21 protein-coding genes are annotated in these 17,602 nt (G+C 76.3%); 11 read left to right on the top strand and 10 right to left on the bottom strand.

What is annotated here, in order from left to right; genetic code table 11:
* The first annotated feature begins 38 nt into the window (after positions 1–38).
* Positions 39–899 (top strand): diacylglycerol kinase family protein, encoded by an 861-nt coding sequence (locus J3P29_RS02210; protein WP_210491384.1) that lies wholly within the window; start codon positions 39–41, stop codon positions 897–899.
* Positions 896–1,312 (top strand): hypothetical protein, encoded by a 417-nt coding sequence (locus J3P29_RS02215; RefSeq protein ID WP_210491386.1) that lies wholly within the window; start codon positions 896–898, stop codon positions 1,310–1,312. Before J3P29_RS02210 ends, J3P29_RS02215 begins: the two co-directional genes overlap by 4 nt.
* Positions 1,313–1,365: 53 nt before the next feature.
* On the opposite strand, the gene J3P29_RS02220 is transcribed toward J3P29_RS02215, so the two are convergent.
* The 3 genes from J3P29_RS02220 to J3P29_RS20580 all read right to left on the bottom strand — a co-directional run bounded on the left by J3P29_RS02220 (position 1,366) and on the right by J3P29_RS20580 (position 2,531).
* Entirely contained in the window at positions 1,366–1,587 is a 222-nt protein-coding gene (locus tag J3P29_RS02220) for a hypothetical protein (protein WP_210491387.1), read from the bottom strand.
* 26 nt (positions 1,588–1,613) lie between these two features.
* Positions 1,614–2,021, bottom strand: a complete 408-nt coding sequence (gene mce, locus J3P29_RS02225; RefSeq protein ID WP_210491388.1) for a methylmalonyl-CoA epimerase — start codon at positions 2,019–2,021, stop codon at positions 1,614–1,616.
* 102 nt (positions 2,022–2,123) lie between these two features.
* Positions 2,124–2,531, bottom strand: a complete 408-nt coding sequence (locus J3P29_RS20580) for a hypothetical protein (RefSeq protein WP_210491389.1) — start codon at positions 2,529–2,531, stop codon at positions 2,124–2,126.
* A gap of 133 nt (positions 2,532–2,664) precedes the next feature.
* On the opposite strand from J3P29_RS20580, the gene J3P29_RS20585 reads away from it, so the two are divergent.
* From J3P29_RS20585 to J3P29_RS02250, 4 genes are all read left to right on the top strand, one after another.
* A complete protein-coding gene (locus J3P29_RS20585) occupies positions 2,665–3,804 on the top strand; it encodes a sensor histidine kinase (protein ID WP_210491391.1) in 1,140 nt (379 codons plus the stop codon).
* Positions 3,801–4,499 carry a response regulator transcription factor gene (locus tag J3P29_RS02240; RefSeq protein ID WP_210491392.1) on the top strand — a complete coding sequence of 233 codons (699 nt, stop codon included), beginning with the start codon at positions 3,801–3,803 and terminating at the stop codon, positions 4,497–4,499. The genes J3P29_RS20585 and J3P29_RS02240 overlap by 4 nt, the downstream gene beginning before the upstream one ends.
* Before the next feature lie 86 nt (positions 4,500–4,585).
* Positions 4,586–5,812 (top strand): serine hydrolase domain-containing protein, encoded by a 1,227-nt coding sequence (locus tag J3P29_RS02245; RefSeq protein ID WP_210491393.1) that lies wholly within the window; start codon positions 4,586–4,588, stop codon positions 5,810–5,812.
* A gap of 113 nt (positions 5,813–5,925) precedes the next feature.
* Positions 5,926–6,438 (top strand): PaaI family thioesterase, encoded by a 513-nt coding sequence (locus J3P29_RS02250; protein WP_210491394.1) that lies wholly within the window; start codon positions 5,926–5,928, stop codon positions 6,436–6,438.
* 9 nt (positions 6,439–6,447) lie between these two features.
* On the opposite strand, the gene J3P29_RS02255 is transcribed toward J3P29_RS02250, so the two are convergent.
* The 3 genes from J3P29_RS02255 to J3P29_RS02265 are packed head-to-tail and all read right to left on the bottom strand — an operon-like array spanning position 6,448 to position 9,420.
* Positions 6,448–7,053 (bottom strand): hypothetical protein, encoded by a 606-nt coding sequence (locus tag J3P29_RS02255; protein ID WP_210491395.1) that lies wholly within the window; start codon positions 7,051–7,053, stop codon positions 6,448–6,450.
* Between the two features lie 48 nt (positions 7,054–7,101).
* Positions 7,102–8,421, bottom strand: a complete 1,320-nt coding sequence (locus tag J3P29_RS02260; protein WP_210491399.1) for a M20/M25/M40 family metallo-hydrolase — start codon at positions 8,419–8,421, stop codon at positions 7,102–7,104.
* Between the two features lie 51 nt (positions 8,422–8,472).
* Complete coding sequence (locus J3P29_RS02265) at positions 8,473–9,420, bottom strand: NAD(P)-dependent oxidoreductase (RefSeq protein WP_210491400.1); 948 nt, start codon at positions 9,418–9,420, stop codon at positions 8,473–8,475.
* A gap of 67 nt (positions 9,421–9,487) precedes the next feature.
* Here J3P29_RS02265 and J3P29_RS02270 point away from each other — a divergent pair, with 67 nt between their 5' ends.
* Positions 9,488–9,931, top strand: a complete 444-nt coding sequence (locus J3P29_RS02270) for a MarR family transcriptional regulator (RefSeq protein WP_210491401.1) — start codon at positions 9,488–9,490, stop codon at positions 9,929–9,931.
* Positions 9,932–9,945: 14 nt separating this feature from the next.
* Here J3P29_RS02270 and J3P29_RS02275 read toward each other — a convergent pair whose 3' ends face one another.
* Positions 9,946–10,842 carry an oxygenase MpaB family protein gene (locus J3P29_RS02275; RefSeq protein WP_210491402.1) on the bottom strand — a complete coding sequence of 299 codons (897 nt, stop codon included), beginning with the start codon at positions 10,840–10,842 and terminating at the stop codon, positions 9,946–9,948.
* A 578-nt stretch (positions 10,843–11,420) separates the two neighbouring features.
* Between J3P29_RS02275 and J3P29_RS02280 the strand changes: the two genes are divergently transcribed.
* The 3 genes from J3P29_RS02280 (at position 11,421) to J3P29_RS02290 (ending at position 14,773) form a co-directional block, all read left to right on the top strand.
* On the top strand, positions 11,421–12,101 hold the full coding sequence (locus tag J3P29_RS02280) for a DUF305 domain-containing protein (protein ID WP_210491403.1): 681 nt from the start codon (positions 11,421–11,423) through the stop codon (positions 12,099–12,101).
* 454 nt (positions 12,102–12,555) lie between these two features.
* Entirely contained in the window at positions 12,556–13,188 is a 633-nt protein-coding gene (locus J3P29_RS02285) for a DedA family protein (protein ID WP_210491405.1), read from the top strand.
* A gap of 193 nt (positions 13,189–13,381) precedes the next feature.
* Complete coding sequence (locus J3P29_RS02290) at positions 13,382–14,773, top strand: replication-associated recombination protein A (RefSeq protein ID WP_349239748.1); 1,392 nt, start codon at positions 13,382–13,384, stop codon at positions 14,771–14,773.
* Positions 14,774–14,876: 103 nt separating this feature from the next.
* On the opposite strand, the gene J3P29_RS02295 is transcribed toward J3P29_RS02290, so the two are convergent.
* Positions 14,877–15,587, bottom strand: a complete 711-nt coding sequence (locus tag J3P29_RS02295) for a helix-turn-helix domain-containing protein (protein WP_210491406.1) — start codon at positions 15,585–15,587, stop codon at positions 14,877–14,879.
* A 56-nt stretch (positions 15,588–15,643) separates the two neighbouring features.
* Between J3P29_RS02295 and J3P29_RS02300 the strand changes: the two genes are divergently transcribed.
* Positions 15,644–16,393, top strand: coding sequence for a bifunctional precorrin-2 dehydrogenase/sirohydrochlorin ferrochelatase (locus J3P29_RS02300; protein ID WP_210491407.1), 750 nt, complete (start codon positions 15,644–15,646; stop codon positions 16,391–16,393).
* Between the two features lie 64 nt (positions 16,394–16,457).
* Here the strand turns inward: J3P29_RS02300 and J3P29_RS02305 are convergent, their stop codons facing one another.
* Together J3P29_RS02305 and J3P29_RS02310 are read right to left on the bottom strand one after the other, a co-directional pair.
* Positions 16,458–17,168, bottom strand: a complete 711-nt coding sequence (locus J3P29_RS02305) for a hypothetical protein (RefSeq protein ID WP_210491408.1) — start codon at positions 17,166–17,168, stop codon at positions 16,458–16,460.
* On the bottom strand, positions 17,168–17,494 hold the full coding sequence (locus J3P29_RS02310; RefSeq protein ID WP_210491410.1) for a hypothetical protein: 327 nt from the start codon (positions 17,492–17,494) through the stop codon (positions 17,168–17,170). The genes J3P29_RS02305 and J3P29_RS02310 overlap by 1 nt, the downstream gene beginning before the upstream one ends.
* Positions 17,495–17,602: the final 108 nt, after the last annotated feature.

Raw genomic sequence — 17,602 nt, forward strand, 5'->3', positions numbered from 1 at the left:
CAGCGCCGTCCGCCCCGCCGTCGGGCAACATGTGCCGGGTGAAGCTGGCCCTGGCCGTCAACCCCAAGTCGGGGGCCCGCCGCAGCCCCGAGGAGCTCGCGGCCCGCTTCCGCACGCTCGGGCACGACGTCGACACCTACACGCTCGACGAGGCGGACGCAGCCGCGGCGTCCGGCGCGGACCGCGTCGTCGTGGCCGGCGGCGACGGCTCGATGGGCTGCGTCTTCGCCGCCTGCGCCGAGCACGGCACGCCGCTGGCCGTGCTGCCGGCCGGCACCGCCAACGACTTCGCCCGCGCCGTCGGGGTGCCCGCCGCGTGGGACGAGGCCGTGCGCCTGGCCGCCGACCCGGACGCGCCGCACCGCCCGGTCTGGGGCGCGACGCTCGACGGCCACCCGTTCGTCAACGTCGCGTCGATCGGCCTGGCGGTCAACGCGGCGCGCGAGGCGGCGCCGCTCAAGTCGCTCCTGGGCCCCGTCGCGTACGGGATCGGGGCGGGCATCGCGACGGTGAAGGGCCGCGAGGTCCACACGCGGATCACGGTGGACGGCGACGAGGTCTACGCCGGGCGGGTCTGGCAGGCGCTGATCGCGGCGTCGGGATCGTTCGGCGGCGTCGTGCAGCTGCCGATCTCGGACCTGGCGACGCCCGAGCTGGAGGTCTTCGTCGTCGAGGCCGGCAGCCGCACCCAGCTGCTGCGCCGGGTGTGGACGATGCGGCCGAAGGGCGACGGCGCCGGCGTGCCCACGTTCCAGGGCCGCGAGATCCGCGTGGAGGTCGAGCCCGACCTGCACTGGAACGTCGACGGCGAGGTGCTCGACCTGGGCGACGTCACCGCCCGGCCGCTCGGCCCCGTGGAGGTCTTCCTGCCCAGCCCCGACGCGGGGACGGCGCGGTGAGCGACCGCATCCCGGACACGCCGGAGGGCGCGGACCGCGAGCCGCCCCTGCCCGAGCACCTGCGCAACCGCCCGGACCGTCCGCGCGCGCCGCGGGCGCAGCAGCGCTCGCAGAGCCGCCTGCTGCTGCTCCTGCTCTTCGGGCTGATCCCGATGCTCGTCGTCTTCGTGGTCGTCCTGAACTCGCTCGGCTCGGGCCCGCCCGACCGGACGACCGGGGACGCGCAGCAGGACCTGAACGTCGTCACGCGGTACTGCATCTACTCCGCGCGGACGCTCGACGCGTACGACGGCTGCCTGTCGCAGACGGACCGCCGCGTCGTGGAGCGGGAGCGGTCGAACGCCGCGCGCTACGCCCGCGGCGAGCTCACGCGCTGCCTGGCGGACGCCGGCCCGCGCTGCACGCTGCGCTGAGGACCCGGCTCCGCGCGGCGGCCGACCGGCCACCGCGCGGCGCCCGGCGGGGGCTACAGGCCGAAGCCCACCCGCGGCTCGTCCTTGTCCACGCGGACGAAGACGACCTTGTCGAGGTTGAGCTGCACCTCGGCGTCCTCGGCGACCAGGTTGGTCCAGCCCCCGGTCTTCAGGGCCTCGCGCAGCGTGTCGAGCTGCGCGGAGGTGAGGCGGACGGCCAGCGGCGGGGCGCTGTCGAGGCCGATGCTGACGCGGAGCTGCTTGTCGTCGGACACGGGGTCTCCAGGGACTCGTGGGTGGGTCAGTGGTGCGCCGGCTGGGTGAGCTCGGTGAGCACCTTGCCGGTGGACTTCGGGTGCAGGAACGCCACGCGGCTGTCGCGGATGCCGACGCGCGGCTCCTCGTCGATGAGCTGCACGCCGCGCTCCTTCAGCGTCGCGAGGGCCGCGACGATGTCGGTCGTCTGGTAGGCGACGTGGTGCAGCCCCGGGCCGTTCTTCGCCAGGAACTTGGCGACGCCGGTGTCGGGGCCGAGCGGCGCGATCAGCTCGACGTGGTTCTCGCCGACGTCGAAGAGGACGGCCTCGACGCCCTGCGACTCCACCGTCTCGCGGTGGACGAGGGGCAGCCCGAGGACGTCGCGGTAGTGGGCGATCTGGCCCTCGAGGTCGTCGACGGCGATGCCGATGTGGTCGATCCGGTCGAACATCGTGCGGAGTCTATTGTGCCCGTCCCTGCGGCCCGGCCCGGCGCCACGCGGCGTGGACGGCGTCCCGGCGCGGGACGGCGGCGCGCGTCGCGGGCGGCGCGCTCAGAGCGCCCAGCAGGCCAGCGCGCCGGTCAGCAGGGCGAGGACCGCCAGCCGGTGCGCCCGCCGCCGCACGGGCCGGACGGCGGCGACCGTCGCGCCCGCGAGCGTCGTCAGGCCCGCGGCGGCCAGCAGCGCCAGGTACGCGTCGTCGACGGCGCGGTCCGGCGCGCACAGGGCGGCGCCTCCGGCCCGGCCGTCGCAGGCCTTCGTGCCCAGGGCGCCCGTGACGACGGCGAGGAACGCGGCGGCGACCTCGACGGCGGACGTGATCGCGCGGACCGTCCCCGGGCGCGGCGCGGGGTCGTGCGCGACGGTCACGCCGATCCGGGCGAGGCCGGGCGGCGCGGCGGCGGGCGCGCCGCCGCCGCGCACCCGGGGCGCTTCGGGGGCTGCGTCGCGCTCCTCCACGCCCCACAGGCTAGGGGCGGGCGCGGTTCCCCCGAAAGTCGGACGCCGGACGGCCGCCGCGGCCGTACGCTCCGTGGGTGCCCCGGGACCACCCCAGCGCGCCGCGCCGCCCCCGTCCCTCACGGGGCCTGCGGTGAGCTGGGTCGCGCCCACGCGCGGCGACCTCGTCCTGGCCGCCGTCGTCACGGCGTTCGGGGTGGCGTCGGTGCTGGCGACCGCCCCGTCGCCGGGCGTCGGCGTCGAGCGGCCGACCGACGGCTGGGCGGTGCTGCTGGCGGTGCTGGCCACCGCCCCGCTCGGGCTGCGGCGCAGTGCGCCCGTCGGCGTCGTCGGCGTGACCGGGGCGGCGTTCGTCGCGGCCGCGGTGCTGGGCTACGCGGGGGCGGCCGCGGGGCTCGGGATCGTCCTCGCGACGACGTCCGCCGCGTACCTGACGGACCGCCGGGGCGCGGTCGTGGCGGCCGCGCTGTTCGCGGCGTCGGCGGGCGCCGCGACGGTCCTGGCCTTCGACGGCGAGCCCGGCGTGGCGGTCCAGCTCGCGACGTCGCTCGTCCTCGGCGGCCTGGCGGCGGCGGTCGGCGACACGCTCCGCATCCTGCACGCCCGCAACCGCGAGCTCGACGCCCTGCGCGCCGTCGAGGCGCGCGAGGCGGTGGCGCAGGACCGCGTGCGGATCGCGCGCGAGGTCCACGACGTCGTCGGGCACGCGCTGGCCGGCATCGCGCTGCAGGCCCGCGCCGGCCGGCGCCTGCTCGACCGCGACCCGCCGCGGGCCGGCGAGGCGCTGCGCGAGATCGACGAGCTGGCGACCCGGGCCCTCGGCGAGACGCGCGAGGCGATCGGCCGGATCCGCGGCGCCGAGGACCGGGCCGAGCTGCGCCCGCAGCCGCGCCTGGAGGACCTGGACGAGCTCGTCGGGCGGCTGCGCGACGGCGACCTCGACGTCCGCCTGCGTCGCGACGGCGACGGCGAGGCGGTGCCCGCGACCGTGCAGGCGTCGGCGTTCCGCATCGTCCAGGAGGCCCTGAGCAACGTCGTCAAGCACGCCGGCCCCGCGTCCGTCGACGTGCGCGTGACGACGACCGGCGACGCGGTCGAGGTGGAGGTGCGCGACGACGGCCGCCGCGCACCCGGACCCGTCGGCCGCGGGCACGGCATCCGCGGGATGCGCGAGCGCGCCGCCCAGGTCGGCGGGGCGGTCGACGCCGGGCCCGCGCCGGGCGGGGGCTGGCGCGTGCAGGCGCGCCTGCCGGTCCCGGGGCGGCGCGCATGAGCGTCCCGACGGGGGACGGCGAGCGTCCGATCCGCGTGCTGATCGCCGACGACCAGGCGATCGTCCGCGGCGGCTTCCGCGTGCTGCTGGAGTCCGAGCCGGACGTCGAGGTCGTGGGCGAGGCCGAGGACGGCCTGCAGGCGGTGGCGCTCGCCCGCCGCCGCCGCGCCGACCTGGTGCTGATGGACGTCCGGATGCCGCGCATGGACGGCCTCGAGGCGACGCGCGCGCTGGCCGGCCCGGGCGTCCCCGCGGAGGAGCGGGTCGACGTGCTCGTCGTGACGACCTTCGACCTGGACGAGTACGTGTTCGGCGCCCTGCGCGCCGGCGCGGCGGGCTTCCTGCTCAAGGACGCCCAGCCCGACGTGCTGCTGGACGCGGTGCGGGCGGTCGCGAGCGGCAAGGGCCTGGTCGATCCCGAGGTCACCCGCCGGCTGATCGCCCGGTTCGTCCAGGTGTCGCCCGACCCCGCCCGCGGGGGCGCGCTCGATGCGCTGAGCGATCGCGAGCGCCACGTGCTGCTGCAGCTGGCGACCGGCGCGAGCAACGCCGAGATCGCGCGGGCCCTGACCGTCGAGGAGTCGACGGTCAAGAGCCACGTCTCCGCGGTGCTGGCGAAGCTGGGCCTGCGCAGCCGCGTGCAGGCCGTGATCCTGGCCTACGAGAGCGGCCTGGTGACGCCGGGCGGCCGGTGACGGCGCCGGCCGCTCCTCCTTTCGATGGAGCGCGGTCGGCACTTCGGGACGACGACACGCGTGACCCCGGGCGGCAGGCTCGGGGCATGCCCATCACCGCCCCCTCCGTCCGCCGGCCGGCGCTCCTCGCGACGCTCGTCGCCGCCGCGCTGCCCGCCGCCGCCGTCGCCGCTCCGGCGGCCGACGCGGCCCCGTCGCCGCCGAAGTCCGGGCTGCGCACCGCGCTGCAGCGCGACGCCGACGGCCTGCTCCGCTACGGCACCCCGGGCGTCCTCGTCGGCGTGCAGCGCGGCACGCGCACGCTGAAGGTGCGCAGCGGCCACGGCGACCTGCGCACCCGCCGGGCGGTGCCGTGGAACGCGAAGTTCCGCATCGGCAGCATGACGAAGCCGTTCGTCGCGACGGTCGTGCTGCAGCTCGTGGGCGAGGGCCGGCTGTCGCTGGACGACCGGGTCGAGCGCTGGCTGCCCGGCCTGGTGCGCGGCCACGGCAACGACGGCAACGCGGTCACCGTCCGCCAGCTGCTGCAGCACACGAGCGGGCTGCCCGAGTACACGGCCCTGATCCCGTGGATCTCCACCCGCAAGGGCTTCGAGGCGCACCGCTTCGACACCGTCACCGCCCGCGAGGCCGTCGCGCTCGCGATGCAGGAGAAGCCGACGTTCGCGCCCGGCACGTCGTGGAGCTACTCGAACACGAACTACGCCCTGGCCGGGCTGATCGTCGAGGCCGTCACCGGCCGCCCGTGGCAGGACGAGGTGCGCGACCGCATCGTCACGCCGCTGCGCCTGCGCGGCACGACGCTGCCGGGCACCGACCCCGACATCCCGGCGCCGCACGCCGTCGGGTACGAGCGCTTCCCGGGCCGCGGCGCCACGGCCGAGGACCCCCGCTACGGCAGGCAGATCGACGCGACGCGCCAGAACGTCTCCTGGGGCGGCGCGGCGGGCGAGATCATCAGCACGGTCGACGACGGCAACCGCTTCCTGCGCGCCCTCGTCGGCGGCCGCCTGCTGGCCCCGGCGCAGCTCGCCGAGATGCAGCGCACCGTGCCGACGAACGCCGCGTTCCGCAAGAACTGGCCGGGCAGCCGCTACGGGCTGGGCCTGATGCGGGTGCCCACGTCGTGCGGCCCGTCCTGGTCCCACGGCGGCGACATCATGGGCTTCATGACGCGCAACGGCGTGACGCCCGACGGCCGGCGCAGCGTCGTCGTCACGATGAACACCGACTCGCCCAAGCGCCGGGCCGGGGTGGCGGCGCCGAAGCACGACATCACGCGGCGCGTGATCGACCGCGCGCTCTGCGGCTGAGCGGCGCGTCGTCCGGTGCCCCGCCCCGCGTGCCGCGGGACGGGCCGTGCCGCCGGGCGGGGCGCCCCACGTGGGCGCCGTCCGCGTTCCGACCGGGCGTAGCATCCCGCCGCATGAGCGAGCAGGCGCCGGAGACCGTCCGCGAGAAGACGATCACGTGGGACGACCCGATGGCCACGGCCGCGCAGGGCCTGGAGCTCGGCGGCCTGGCGTTCCTGCGGGCGATGATGGACGGCACCGTGCCCCCGCCGCCGATCGCCCGGCTGATGGGCTTCGGGCTCGGCGCGGTGGCCGAGGGCGAGGTGACGTTCGTCGGCGTCCCCGACGAGTCGGTCTACAACCCGATCGGGATGGTCCACGGCGGCTACGTCTGCACCATGCTCGACTCGGCGCTCGGCTGCGCGGTGCACACGACGCTGCCGCCCGGCGTCGGCTACACGTCGATCGAGATCAAGGTCAGCTACCTGCGCCCCGTCACCGCGGCGTCGGGCGAGCTGCGCGTCCGCGGCCGGGTGACGAAGCCGGGCCGCCGCGTGGCGTTCGCGGACGGCGAGGTGCTCGACGCCGCGGGCAAGGTGCTCGCGACGGCGCAGAGCTCCTTCCTCGTCCTCGGCCCGCAGGGCTGACGCGCCCGCCTACAGCTCGCCGAGCGGCTCGAGCCAGCGGCCCTCGGCCGGCAGGCTCTGGAAGGTCAGGCGCGGCAGCGGCGACTCGAACAGCCCGGGGACGTCCTCCAGGTCGAAGACCTCGATGCCGTCGACCTGCGTCAGCTGGTGCGCGTGCTCGGGGAAGACGAGCGCGGTGACGGCGACGCCGTCCGCGAGCAGCGTCTTCGCCGCCTCGACGAGCGCCATGCCGTCGTGCGACATGAGGATCGCCTCGGTCAGCCCGCCCTCGCGGTGCCGCTGGGCGAGCAGCTCGAGGATGTCGTCGTCGACGTCGCTGTCGTCGCGCGTCTTCGGCTTGAGGAACATGCGGAAGCCGGCCTGACGCACGACCTCGGCCCAGCCGAGCACGCCGTTGAACGTCCGCTCCGTGACGTTGGCGAAGACGGACGCCTCGATCCGGGGCCGCTCGCCGGTGCGGTCGCCGATCCCGTCGGCGCGCTCGCGCAGCCACTCGGCGAGCGCGTCGATCCGCGGCCGCTCGCGGCCCGTGGGCTTGCGCCGCAGGATGAGCTGGCCGAGCACCATGTCGATGTTCGGCGAGTCCCACAGCAGCAGCATCCGCGAGTCGGTCACGTCGCCCATCCTGCCACCCGGCCGGGTCGGCGGGGTGACGACGGGGGCTCAGCCCAGGATGCGGCGGGTGACGTCGCGGAAGCAGCGGGTGGCGAACTCCAGGTCCTCCACGTCGATCCGCTCGTCCTTGGCGTGCATCCGGCCCGCCTGCTCGCCCAGCTCGATGCGGCGGTGCGGGAAGAAGCCGTAGGCCACGCAGTCGGGGAAGACGTCGCGCCACGTGCGCGAGTCCGTGAAGCCGGGCAGGAACGTCGGCACGACCTGCGCGTCGGGCGCGTTCTCGGCGATCCAGTCGCGGAGCGCGTCGAACAGCGGGCCCTCGGCGGGGGACGCGTTGCCGGGCACGGTGGTGCCCCACTCCAGCTCGACGCCGTCGGGCAGCGGGCCGACCGCGGCGAGGATCCGCTCGTGCGCCTGCTCGACGGTGACGCCGGGCGGCACGCGGCAGTCGACGCGCAGCTCGGCGGTGCCGGGGATGACGTTGATCTTGTCGCTGGCGACCATCACGTTCGGCGAGAACGTGATGCGCGACATCGGCTCGACGGCGGCGGCGAGCGACGGGTCCTCGGCGCGCAGGGCGGCGTACGAGCCCTGCGGGTCGGTCCCGTCCAGGCCGATGCCGTCGAGCATCCCGGCGATCGCGGGGTGCAGGTCGAACGGCAGCTCGGCGTCCGCCAGGCGCTGCACGAGCGGCGCGAGCTTGACCAGCGCGTTGTCGCCCAGGCGCGGCGTGGCGCCGTGGGCGGCGCGGCCGTGGGCGCGCAGCAGGAAGCGCACGGGCCCCTTCTCGCCCACGCCGACCCCGTAGTGGAGGGTGCCGCGGAAGCGCAGCGGTGCGCCGCCGCCCTCGTTGAGCAGCAGGTCGCAGCGCGCCAGGTCGGGGTGCGTGTCGCACAGCCAGCGGGCGCCCTCGTCGCCGCCGGTCTCCTCGTCCGGCACCACGATGATCTTCAGGGCGCCGCGCGCCGGCCGCCAGCCCTCGGCGACGAGCTGCAGCGCCGCCGTGATCTCGGCGGCGGTCTGCGACTTCATGTCGATCGCGCCGCGGCCCCAGATCTCGCCGTCGACCAGGTCGCCCGACCACGGGTCGTGCTGCCACTCCGACGGGTCGGCGAGCACCGTGTCGACGTGCGAGAGCAGGCCCAGGACCGGGCCCTCGGCCGCGGCCGCCTCGTCGGCGGCCCGTAGCTCGGCCACGAGGGCGGGCCGCTCGGGCGTCATGCCGACGAGCGTCACGGCGAACCCCGCGTCGCGCAGGATGCCGGCGAGGAACTCGTTCGCCTCGCGCTCGTTCCCGGGCGGGTTGACCGTGACGAAGCGGATCAGCCGCTGGAGCAGCTCGGTGGCGGCGGGCGGGGCGACGGACACGGCACGCAGGCTAGTGGAGGCGTGACCCGCGGTCACCGCCACGGCCCCTCCCTAGCGCTCGTGGCCGGCCCGGAGCCACGCGACGTAGTCGGCCGCGGCGCGCGCGGTGTCGTACTCGGGCGCGAACCCGGTGTCCGCGCGCAGGCGGTCGATGCTCAGGGGGTTCATCGCGTGGCCGTCGCCCGCGGGCAGCGTCAGGTCGGCGTCGGGCGCGAGCGGCCGGAGGGCGTCGACGATCTCGGCGTTCGTCGTCACCCGGCCCGAGGCCACGTTGTACGTCCGGTGCCGCAGGCCGTCGGTGAGCTGCAGCAGCGCGATCGCCCGGCCGGTGTCCTTGACGTAGCAGAGGTCGAGGCCGTCGCCGAGGTGCGGCGGGGCGGCGAGGGCCGAGAGGTCGAGCGGGCGGCGGCGGGCCGCGGCGTGCACCAGGGCGGGCGCGGCGAAGAACGGGTCGTCGTGGCCGCGCGGGCCCCAGGTGCCGGAGATCCGCAGGTTGACGAGCTCGACGCCCGTGGCCTCCGCGAACTGCTCGGTCAGCAGCTCGGTGATCTTCTTCCAGCGCGGGATCGGGTGCGGGGCGGACAGCCGGACGGGGAGGTCCTCCGTGAGCGGGCCCTCGTGGCGGAGGCCGCCGTAGACCCCGATCGTGCTGGCGACGGTGACCCGCCGGAGGTCGTGCTCGGCGGCCACGCGGACCACGTTCGCGAGCCCGTGCGTCAGGCGCTCGGTCGAGGTCACGCCGTCGACGGGGTCGCCCGGGGCGGGGTAGCCGGCCAGGTGCACGATGCCGGTGAGCGGGTGCCGGCGGGCGATCGCGCGGAGCGCGTCCAGGTCCGCCACGTCGGCCTGCTCGGCGGCAGCCGCGACGGGCAGGTCGGTCAGGTGCTGCGGGACGTCGGCCGAGCGCCGCTGGAGCAGGACGGAGGCGACGCCGCGGTCCGCGAGGGCGCGGACGACGTGCGAGCCGATGAAGCCGGAACCGCCGGTGATGAGGATCATGCGCGTCTTTCGTCTTGGTGCTGATGATCAGTAGCGCTGACGATCAGCGTAGCGGTAAGCTCGGGGAATGGCGATTCCCCGCACCGACCAGCGCGACGGGGTCCGGCGTCACGACGAGGTCGTCGGGTACCTGCTCAAGCACGCGCACCTCGAGCTCGAGCGGCGGACGGACGAGGCGCTCGCGCCGCTGGGCCTGACGAGCCGCGAGCTCGGCGTGCTGCGCGTGATCGTCGGGGGCGCCGCGCGGTCGCAGCAGGAGACGGCGACGCTGCTCGGCGTCGACCGCACGTCGATGGTGGCCGTCGTCGACGCGCTCGAGCGGATGGGGGCCGTCGCGCGCCGCCCGTCGGACGAGGACCGGCGCCGCAACGTCCTCGAGGCCACGGCGGACGGGCGGGCGCTCTTCCGCCGGGCGGAGGACGTCTCGCTCGCCGTGGAGCGCGACTTCACGGCGGCCCTCGGCGGGGCGGGAGCGGCCGAGCTGCGGGCCGCGCTCCGCGCGCTCCTCTAGGCGCGAGGCCGGGGTCAGGCCAGCGGGGCGGGACGGCCGTGCGGCGTCCAGGCCAGTGCCGTGGGCAGCACGGGGCGCAGCAGCAGCCGCGACCAGGTGCCGACGGCGCTGACGGCGAGGTCGCGCGCCGGGTCCCAGCGCAGGCCGAAGCCCTTGCGCACCTTCGGCGGCAGCAGCGACGCCGTCACCTCGTTCGCCAGCTCGAGCGCGGGGCGGAACGGCAGCGGGACCGGCGGGGAGAGGACGATGCGGCGGCCAGCGGCGCGCGCCTCCGGCATGACCTCGATGCGGTCGGAGGCGAGCATCTCGGCGACGTACGCGTCGAACTGGGTGATCGTCTGCGGCATGTCCTCCTGCCGCAGGCCGAACAGCTCGCCGACGCGGCGGTAGTCGCGCCAGAACGCGTCCCGCTCCTCGGGCCGCAGGGGCCGCACGAAGCGCTCGAAGACGACGAGCGCCGAGTCGACGAGCGCCGCCAGGATCCACAGCAGCAGCTCGGGATCGTCCGCCCGCCACTCGGTGCCCGCGGGCCACGGCCCGGCGGCGTGCGGCAGCGTGCCGCGGACCTTGCCGTGCACCGCGCGGATGCGGCGGCCCATCGTCTCGGCGGCCTCCTCGGACCCGAAGACGGCGGTCGCCATCGCCTCGGCCGTGCGCTGCAGTCGCGGGTACGCCTTCTCCGGCTCCTTCGCGGCGGTGGTGCCCCAGAACCCGGCGAACGCGAGCGGGTGGCTGGCCTGCAGCAGCAGCGCCCGGGGCCCGTGGAGGACGACCGCGCGCTCGCGGTGCACCCGGCGGATCATGGCGTGGTCGTCGAACAGCCCGTCCGGGCTCGCGTGCGGACGCTCCATCACGGCCGTCGGGGCGGCCGTGTCGGGGGTCGGCGGAAGGCTGGCGGCGGTGCTCGGCACGGGCGACTCTCGGGTCGAGGGACCTGTACCCACGGTACTCCGCGCGCGCACGCGGTCCGCCGGTACGGGGGATGCGGGGGGCGGGCGGTGGTGGCGGGTCGGGCCGCGGCCGGGCCGCCTGATCGTGTTCCGGCTGGGGTCCGGCCCGCGGCCCTGAGCCGGAACGCGGCCGGGCGGCGGATCGTGCTCCGGCTGAGGTCCGGCCCGCGGCCCTGAGCCGGAACGCGGCGGGCGGCCGGATCGTGTTCCGGCTGAGGTCCGGCCCGCGGCCCTGAGCCGGAACGCGGCGGGCGGCCGGATCGTGTTCCGGCTGAGGTCCGGCCCGCGGCCCCGAGCCGGAACGCGGTGGGGCGGCGGATCGTGTTCCGGCTGAGGTCCGGCCGGCGGCCCTGAGCCGGAACGCGGCCGGGCCGCGGATCGTGCTCCGGCTGAGGTCCGGCCCGCGGCCCTGAGCCGGAACGCGGCGGGGCGGCGGATCGTGCTCCGGCTGAGGTCCGGCCCGCGGCCCTGAGCCGGAACGCGGCGGGAGGCGCGCCCCCCCCCGCGTGCGGCGCGCCCGCACCGGGTAGCCCTCGGGCATGCGCCCGCTCCTGCACCCGCGGCCCCGCGCCGCCGCGCTGCTCGCCCTCGCCCTGGTCGTCCCCGCCGCCGGCTGCGGCGGCCAGGCCGCCGGCGAGCACGGGCAGGGCGCCACGACGGCCGAGTCGACGGCGCGCGTGAGCGACGTCGACCGCGCGTTCGTCGGCCAGATGGTCCCCCACCACGAGATGGCGGTCGCGATGGCGCGGGACGCGGGGCGGCGGGCGACGCACGCGCCGCTGCGCGCCCTGGCGGCGGACGTCGTCCGCGACCAGCGCGCCGAGATCGCCGAGCTGCGCGCCCTGGCCGGCGAGCTGCGGGTCCATCCCGGCGCCGGCGGTGGGGCCGGTGCCGGCCACGACCACGGCGACCACGACGCGATGGCCGAGGACGCCGAGACCCTCGGCCTGACGCCGGACGAGACGGGCATGTCGATGGACATGGCCGCCCTGCAGCGCGCGCGGCCCTACGACCGGGCGTTCATCGACGCGATGGTCCCGCACCACCAGGGGGCGATCCGCATGGCCCGCGCCGAGCTGGAGCAGGGCACCGACCCGCGGCTGCAGGGGCTGGCTCGCCGCATCGTGCGCGCCCAGGAGCGCGAGATCCGGCGGATGAACGGCTGGCGCCGCTCCTGGTACGGCGCGCCGTCGCCGGCGGGCGGCGGGCGGGAGCGCTGAGGCCTCCGGGCTCGGCGCGCGCACAGTCCGAGGCTCACCCGGACTACCGCGGCCCTCGGCCCGCGGCGGCCCCCGGCCCGCGGCTCCCCGCCGGCCGCGCACGTGGCCCGCGGCACCCCGGCCCGCGGGGGCCCCGGCCCACCCGCCGGCCGCGCACGAGGTCCGCGGCACCCGGGCCCGCGGCGGCCCCCGGCCCACCCGCCGGCCGCGCACGAGGTCCGCGGCACCCGGGCCCGCGGCGGCCCCCGGCCCCCGCCGGCCGCGCACGGAGTCCATGGCACCCCGGCCCGCGGCGGCGCCCGGCCCACCCGCCGGCCGCGCACGAGGTCCACGGCACGCCGGCCCGCGGTGCCGCCGGCCCTCCCTCGTCCCGCCCCCGCACTGTGAGCGTCGACGCGCCAACCCGGACCCGGGGCGTCTAGGGTGGCGGGGCCATGACCCAGCGCCGGCGTCCATGACCCCGACCTTCCCGCTCGCCCTCTCGTTCACCGAGGCGCTCCGCGAGCTCGGCTACGCCGGCGTGGCGCTGCTGATGCTCCTCGAGACGGTCTTCCCGCCGATCCCGTCCGAGGCCGTGCTGCCGCTGGCGGGCTACTTCGTCGAGCGCGGGGACTTCTCGTTCCCGCTCGTCCTGCTCGCCGCGACGGCCGGCTCCGTGCTCGGCGCCGTCGCGCTCTACGAGGCGGCGCGCTGGGGCGGCCGGCCCTTCGTCGAGCGCTTCGCACGGCGCGCGCGCCTGGATCCGGCGCAGCTGGACCGGGCCGAGCGGTGGTTCGCGCGCCGCGGGCCGATCGTCGTGCTCGTCGCGCGCTGCATCCCCGGGGTGCGCAGCGTCGTGTCGCTGCCCGCCGGCCTGTTCAAGATGCCGCGCGCCCAGTACCTGCTGTGGACGCTGATCGGGTCCGCGCTTTGGAACTTCCTGCTCATCGGCGCCGGCTACCTGCTCGGGGCGGAGTGGGAGAACGTCGGCGCCGCGGTCGGGCCGATCTCGAAGCCGGCCGTCGGCGTCGTCGTCCTCGTCGCGCTGTTCTTCCTCGTCCGCGCGTGGCGCCGCCGCCCCGCGCGCGGCGAGCAGCCGGACGCCTGACGGGGCGGGCCGGCACGCCTGACGGGTCGGACTGACGTCACGCGCCCCGGTCGTCCTGCGCCCCGGCCCCCGAGCCTCCGGCGCCCCTGGCCGTAGGCGTCCCGCGCCCCTGGCCGTAGCCCGTCCCGCGCCCCCGGCCGCAGGCCGTCCCGCGGCACCTGACGCGCCGGTCCCCTCTGCGATCCTGGGACGGGTGGACCGGCTCTTCACCCCCGATCCCGACGGCGGCGCCGCGCCGGGCGCCGACGTCCCGCCGCCGGACGCGCCGCTCGCCGCCCGGATGCGCCCGCGCGTGGTCGAGGACGTCGTCGGGCAGGAGGACCTGCTCGGCCCCGGCCGGCCGCTGCGGGCGGCCATCGACGCGCGGATGCCGCACGCGATGCTGCTGCACGGCCCGCCCGGATCCGGCAAGACGACGCTTTCGCGGATCGTCGCCGACGCCGCGGGCGCCGCCGTCGAGCGGCTGCAGGCCGTCGACGCGGGCAAGGCCGAGGTGCGCGCCGCCCTCGAGCTCGCCCGTCAGCGGCGCGAGGCCACCGGCACGCCGACGGTCCTGTTCATCGACGAGATCCACCGCTTCAACCGCACGCAGCAGGACGCGCTGCTGCCCGCGGTCGAGGAGGGGCTCGTCACGCTGATCGCCGCGACGACGGAGCCGGCGTGGGCGGCGGTCAGCCCCGCCCTGCGTTCCCGCCTGCGCGTCTACCGCCTGCGCGCGCTCGACACCGACGACGTGCTCGTGCTGCTGCGCCGGGCGATCGAGCGGCGGGCCCTCGACCGGGATCCGGACGCCGACGGCGACCCCGAGGTGGTCGCCGACGACGACGCGCTCGAGCTGCTCGCCACGCGCAGCGCGGGGGACGCCCGCACCGCGCTCGGCGCCCTCGAGGCCGCGGCGGCGCTGGCCCGCGCCGGCGCGGCGACGATGACCGGCGACGTCGACGCGCCCACCGCGCGGCCGGCCGGGCCGGTCCGCATCACCCGCCGCCAGGCCGGTGCGGCGCTCGACCGCGCGGTCGTCACCGCGGGGCCCGACCAGCCACACGACCTGCTCTCGGCGTACATCAAGAGCATCCGCGGCAGCGACCCGGACGCCGCCGTGTACTACCTGGCCGGCATGCTCGCCGCCGGCGAGGACCCGCGGACCGTCGCCCGCCGCCTGGTCGTCTCCGCCAGCGAGGACGTCGGCCTGGCCGACCCGCAGGCGCTCCCGATCGCGATCGCCGCCGCCGAGGTCGTCGACCGGATCGGGATGCCGGAGTGCCGCATCGCGCTCTCCCACGCCACGATCCGCCTGGCGCTGGCGCCGAAGAGCAACGCCGCGTACCGCGCGATCAACGACGCGCTCGCGCACATCGAGGAGCACGGCGTGAGCGCCCCGCCGCCGTACCTGCGCGGCAAGATCAGCGACGGCGCGGATCCGGGGGCGTACGACTACCCGCACCCCAAGCCGGGCGGCGTCAGCCCGCAGGAGCTGCTGCCCGCCGGGCTCGAGGACACGCGCTTCCTGCGGCCCGCCCCGCACGAGCGGACGCTGCTGGACCGGCTGGCGGCCGCGCGCCGGGCGCGGCGACGCGAGCCGTAGCGGTCGGCGGCGACGCGGGGCCCCGGCGGTCGCGCCGTGGGCGTCGCCCGCCACGCGGGCGGCCCCGGCGCGCGGCGCACGCCGGCGCCTGGCCCTCCCGCGCCTACCCGCGGCCCGGGGGCGTCCGGCCCGCCGGCGGCCGCATCCCGGGCCGCACGCCGCGCACCGGCACCTGCGGCGGCGTCGGGCGTCCCGGGCGCGGCGGCAGCGGCGGCCGGTGCGGGGCAGCGCTCTGCGGCGCCCGCGGGGGCAGGCCCGCGGGCAGCGCGGGGAAGAGCAGCGTGATCAGCCCGCGGGCGGGGCCGCCGACCGCGGCGTAGCGGTGCGGGCCGCGGCCGTCCAGCCGGGCGAAGTCGCCGGCGCCCAGGCGGACGGGCGCGTCCTCGGGCCCCACGTCGACGGTGCCCGCCAGGACGTACACCTGCTCCATCGTCCCCGGCGGCTGCGGCGGCGACGCGTGCACCCGGCCCTGCTCCCAGCTCACGCGGTACAGCTCGGCGACGGACGCGCCCAGGTGCGCGGCGTGGACGAAGGTGGCCGGCATCGCCCAGCCCTCGGCGGGCGTGCCGTCCGCCGAGCGGACGACGCGGGGGCCCGGCTCGGGCACGTCGCCGACCAGGTCGGCGAGCGTCGCGCCGAGCGCCCGGCTCAGCGCCTGCAGCGTCTCGACCGTCGGGTTGCCGCGGCCGCCCTCCAGCGCGGTCAGCGTGCCCTTGGCCACCCCGGCGGCGCGGCCCAGATCGACGAGCGACAGGCCGCGGGCGAGCCGCAGCCGGCGCAGGTTGGCCCCCACGGTCTCGGCCGGCGTGCGCACGCGACCGAGGGTAGCGGCCCGGCGGGCCGCGGACCGCGCCTGGCTACTCTGTCCGTATGCCTGCTGCCGCCTACGCCGGGAAGGAGTGCGTCTGCCAGTTCAAGCGCGGGATCTGCGACCAGACGTGCGTCCAGGACATGCTGGACACGCCCTTCTACATCGCCTGCCTGAAGCTGCGGGGCCGCAAGTGCCTCGTCGTCGGCGGCGGTGAGCTCGGCCTGGAGAAGACGGAGGGCCTGCTGGCCTGCGACGGCGACGTCGTCGTCATCTCGCCCGAGGTCCACGCCGAGGTCGCGGCGCTCGCCGAGGAGGGGTCGATCACGTGGATCCGCCGCGAGTACGAGAAGGGCGACCTGGAGGGCAAGTTCCTCGTCATCGCCTGCACGGACGACACCGACACGAACATCGACATCTACAACGATGCCGAGGAGCGGGCGATGCTCGCGAACATCGTCGACGTCCCGCCGCTGTGCAACTTCATCCTGCCCGCGATCGTCCGCACCGGCCCGCTCGCCATCGCGATCTCGACCGCCGGCGCGTCGCCCGCGCTCGCGAAGCGGATGAAGAAGGAGGTCTCGGACCTGTTCGGCGAGGAGTACGCCCGCATGGCGGTCCTCCTCAACGAGGTCCGCGGCTGGGCGAAGGGCACGCTGCCGACGTACCAGGACCGCAAGGTCTTCTTCGAGGGCATCGTCAACGGTCCCGAGGATCCGCTGCAGCTGCTGCGCGACGGGAACGAGCAGCGCGTGATGGAGATCATCATCGACGCGCAGCGGACCGCCGAGGAGCGGCTGGCGCAGGCCTGAGCGCCGGCGTGAAGCGCCGCGCTCGGGCGTGAGCGCCGTGGCGGGTGCTTGACGCGTTCGCGCCTCAAGCATCCGTCCGTTGCGTCGCAGCCTTGTCGGCTTCCCCGACTCGTGCGTGGAGGTTCGCCAAGGACACCGACGCCTGCTGTCTTCTGCTCTTGAAGGCCATGCTGGCGAAGGGGGATTCCACCGCTCTGTTCCACGCGTCAAAGAGTGCGATGACGTCGGCTGCCGACACCGTGTGGTCCTGTTGCGCGACATATACGCGCATGGCCTCGTTGAAGACGGGTGCGCTGAACCAACGCTTGCGGAAACGGGCGGATTGATCCAGGCATGCGCGAGCGAACAAAAAGATCGCTGTGATGGCGAATACGCCAAGACTTCCGAACGCGATGCCTCGCGCTAGCAGCAAGACAAGCATCTCCGAATGCGCTTTGGCGCGGTTGAGCGCATCGATGTGGTGGATGGTCGCGTGCCATGAAGCGACGAGGAAGGCAACCGATGCCAGTGAGCCTGCGAGCACCAGCGCGATGCCGATGCGGCTGTAGATGTCGGCTTGCCGGCTGAGTTCGGCAAGGGTTTTTTCAGGCACGACCTGATGCGTGGGGCGGGCCGCCTCCTGGGCGACGGCGTCGGCCGGCGCGATCGCATCCGGAGAGTCGCCGGGCCGGCCATCGCGATCGACCTTGGGCGTCTCCTTCTCCCAGAGGCCGGTCGCCGCAGAGCCAGGGTCTGCGGCCGTGCGGCGCATCAGCCGCTGGAGCCGTGAACGCATCAGGTCCAGCCGTTGTCGCGCCAACACCCGACAACGCTGGCGAGCCCGCCCGCACCGCCCACCAGGGCAGGGCCGAGGGCAACGGCCGCGAACGCCTGCCGAATTTCCGCATCGGTAACGCTCTTCGGGAGCGCCTTGCCGTTTTGCAGGAGGGACAGCCGGTCCTGCGGCATGGTCCCACCGATCGATGACGCGATCTCGGCCTGCGTATTGCCGACACGGTCACGCGGCGCCCACCATGTGCGTTCGATGCTCTTCGCGACTGGGCCCACGAGGTCGCAATCCGCGGCGATGAGCCTGTTGATGTTCAAGCTGTACCCGGGCACGGCGCCGAACGTACACCCTGCACAGGCCGCGCCTATCCCGTCTGGCCGAATGGCGACGTGCTGTGGAAGCACGTGAATACGTCCGGCTGACGCAGGTGAGTCGCAGCA

It is taken from the genome of Patulibacter sp. SYSU D01012 (assembly GCF_017916475.1).
Classification (GTDB): domain Bacteria; phylum Actinomycetota; class Thermoleophilia; order Solirubrobacterales; family Solirubrobacteraceae; genus Patulibacter.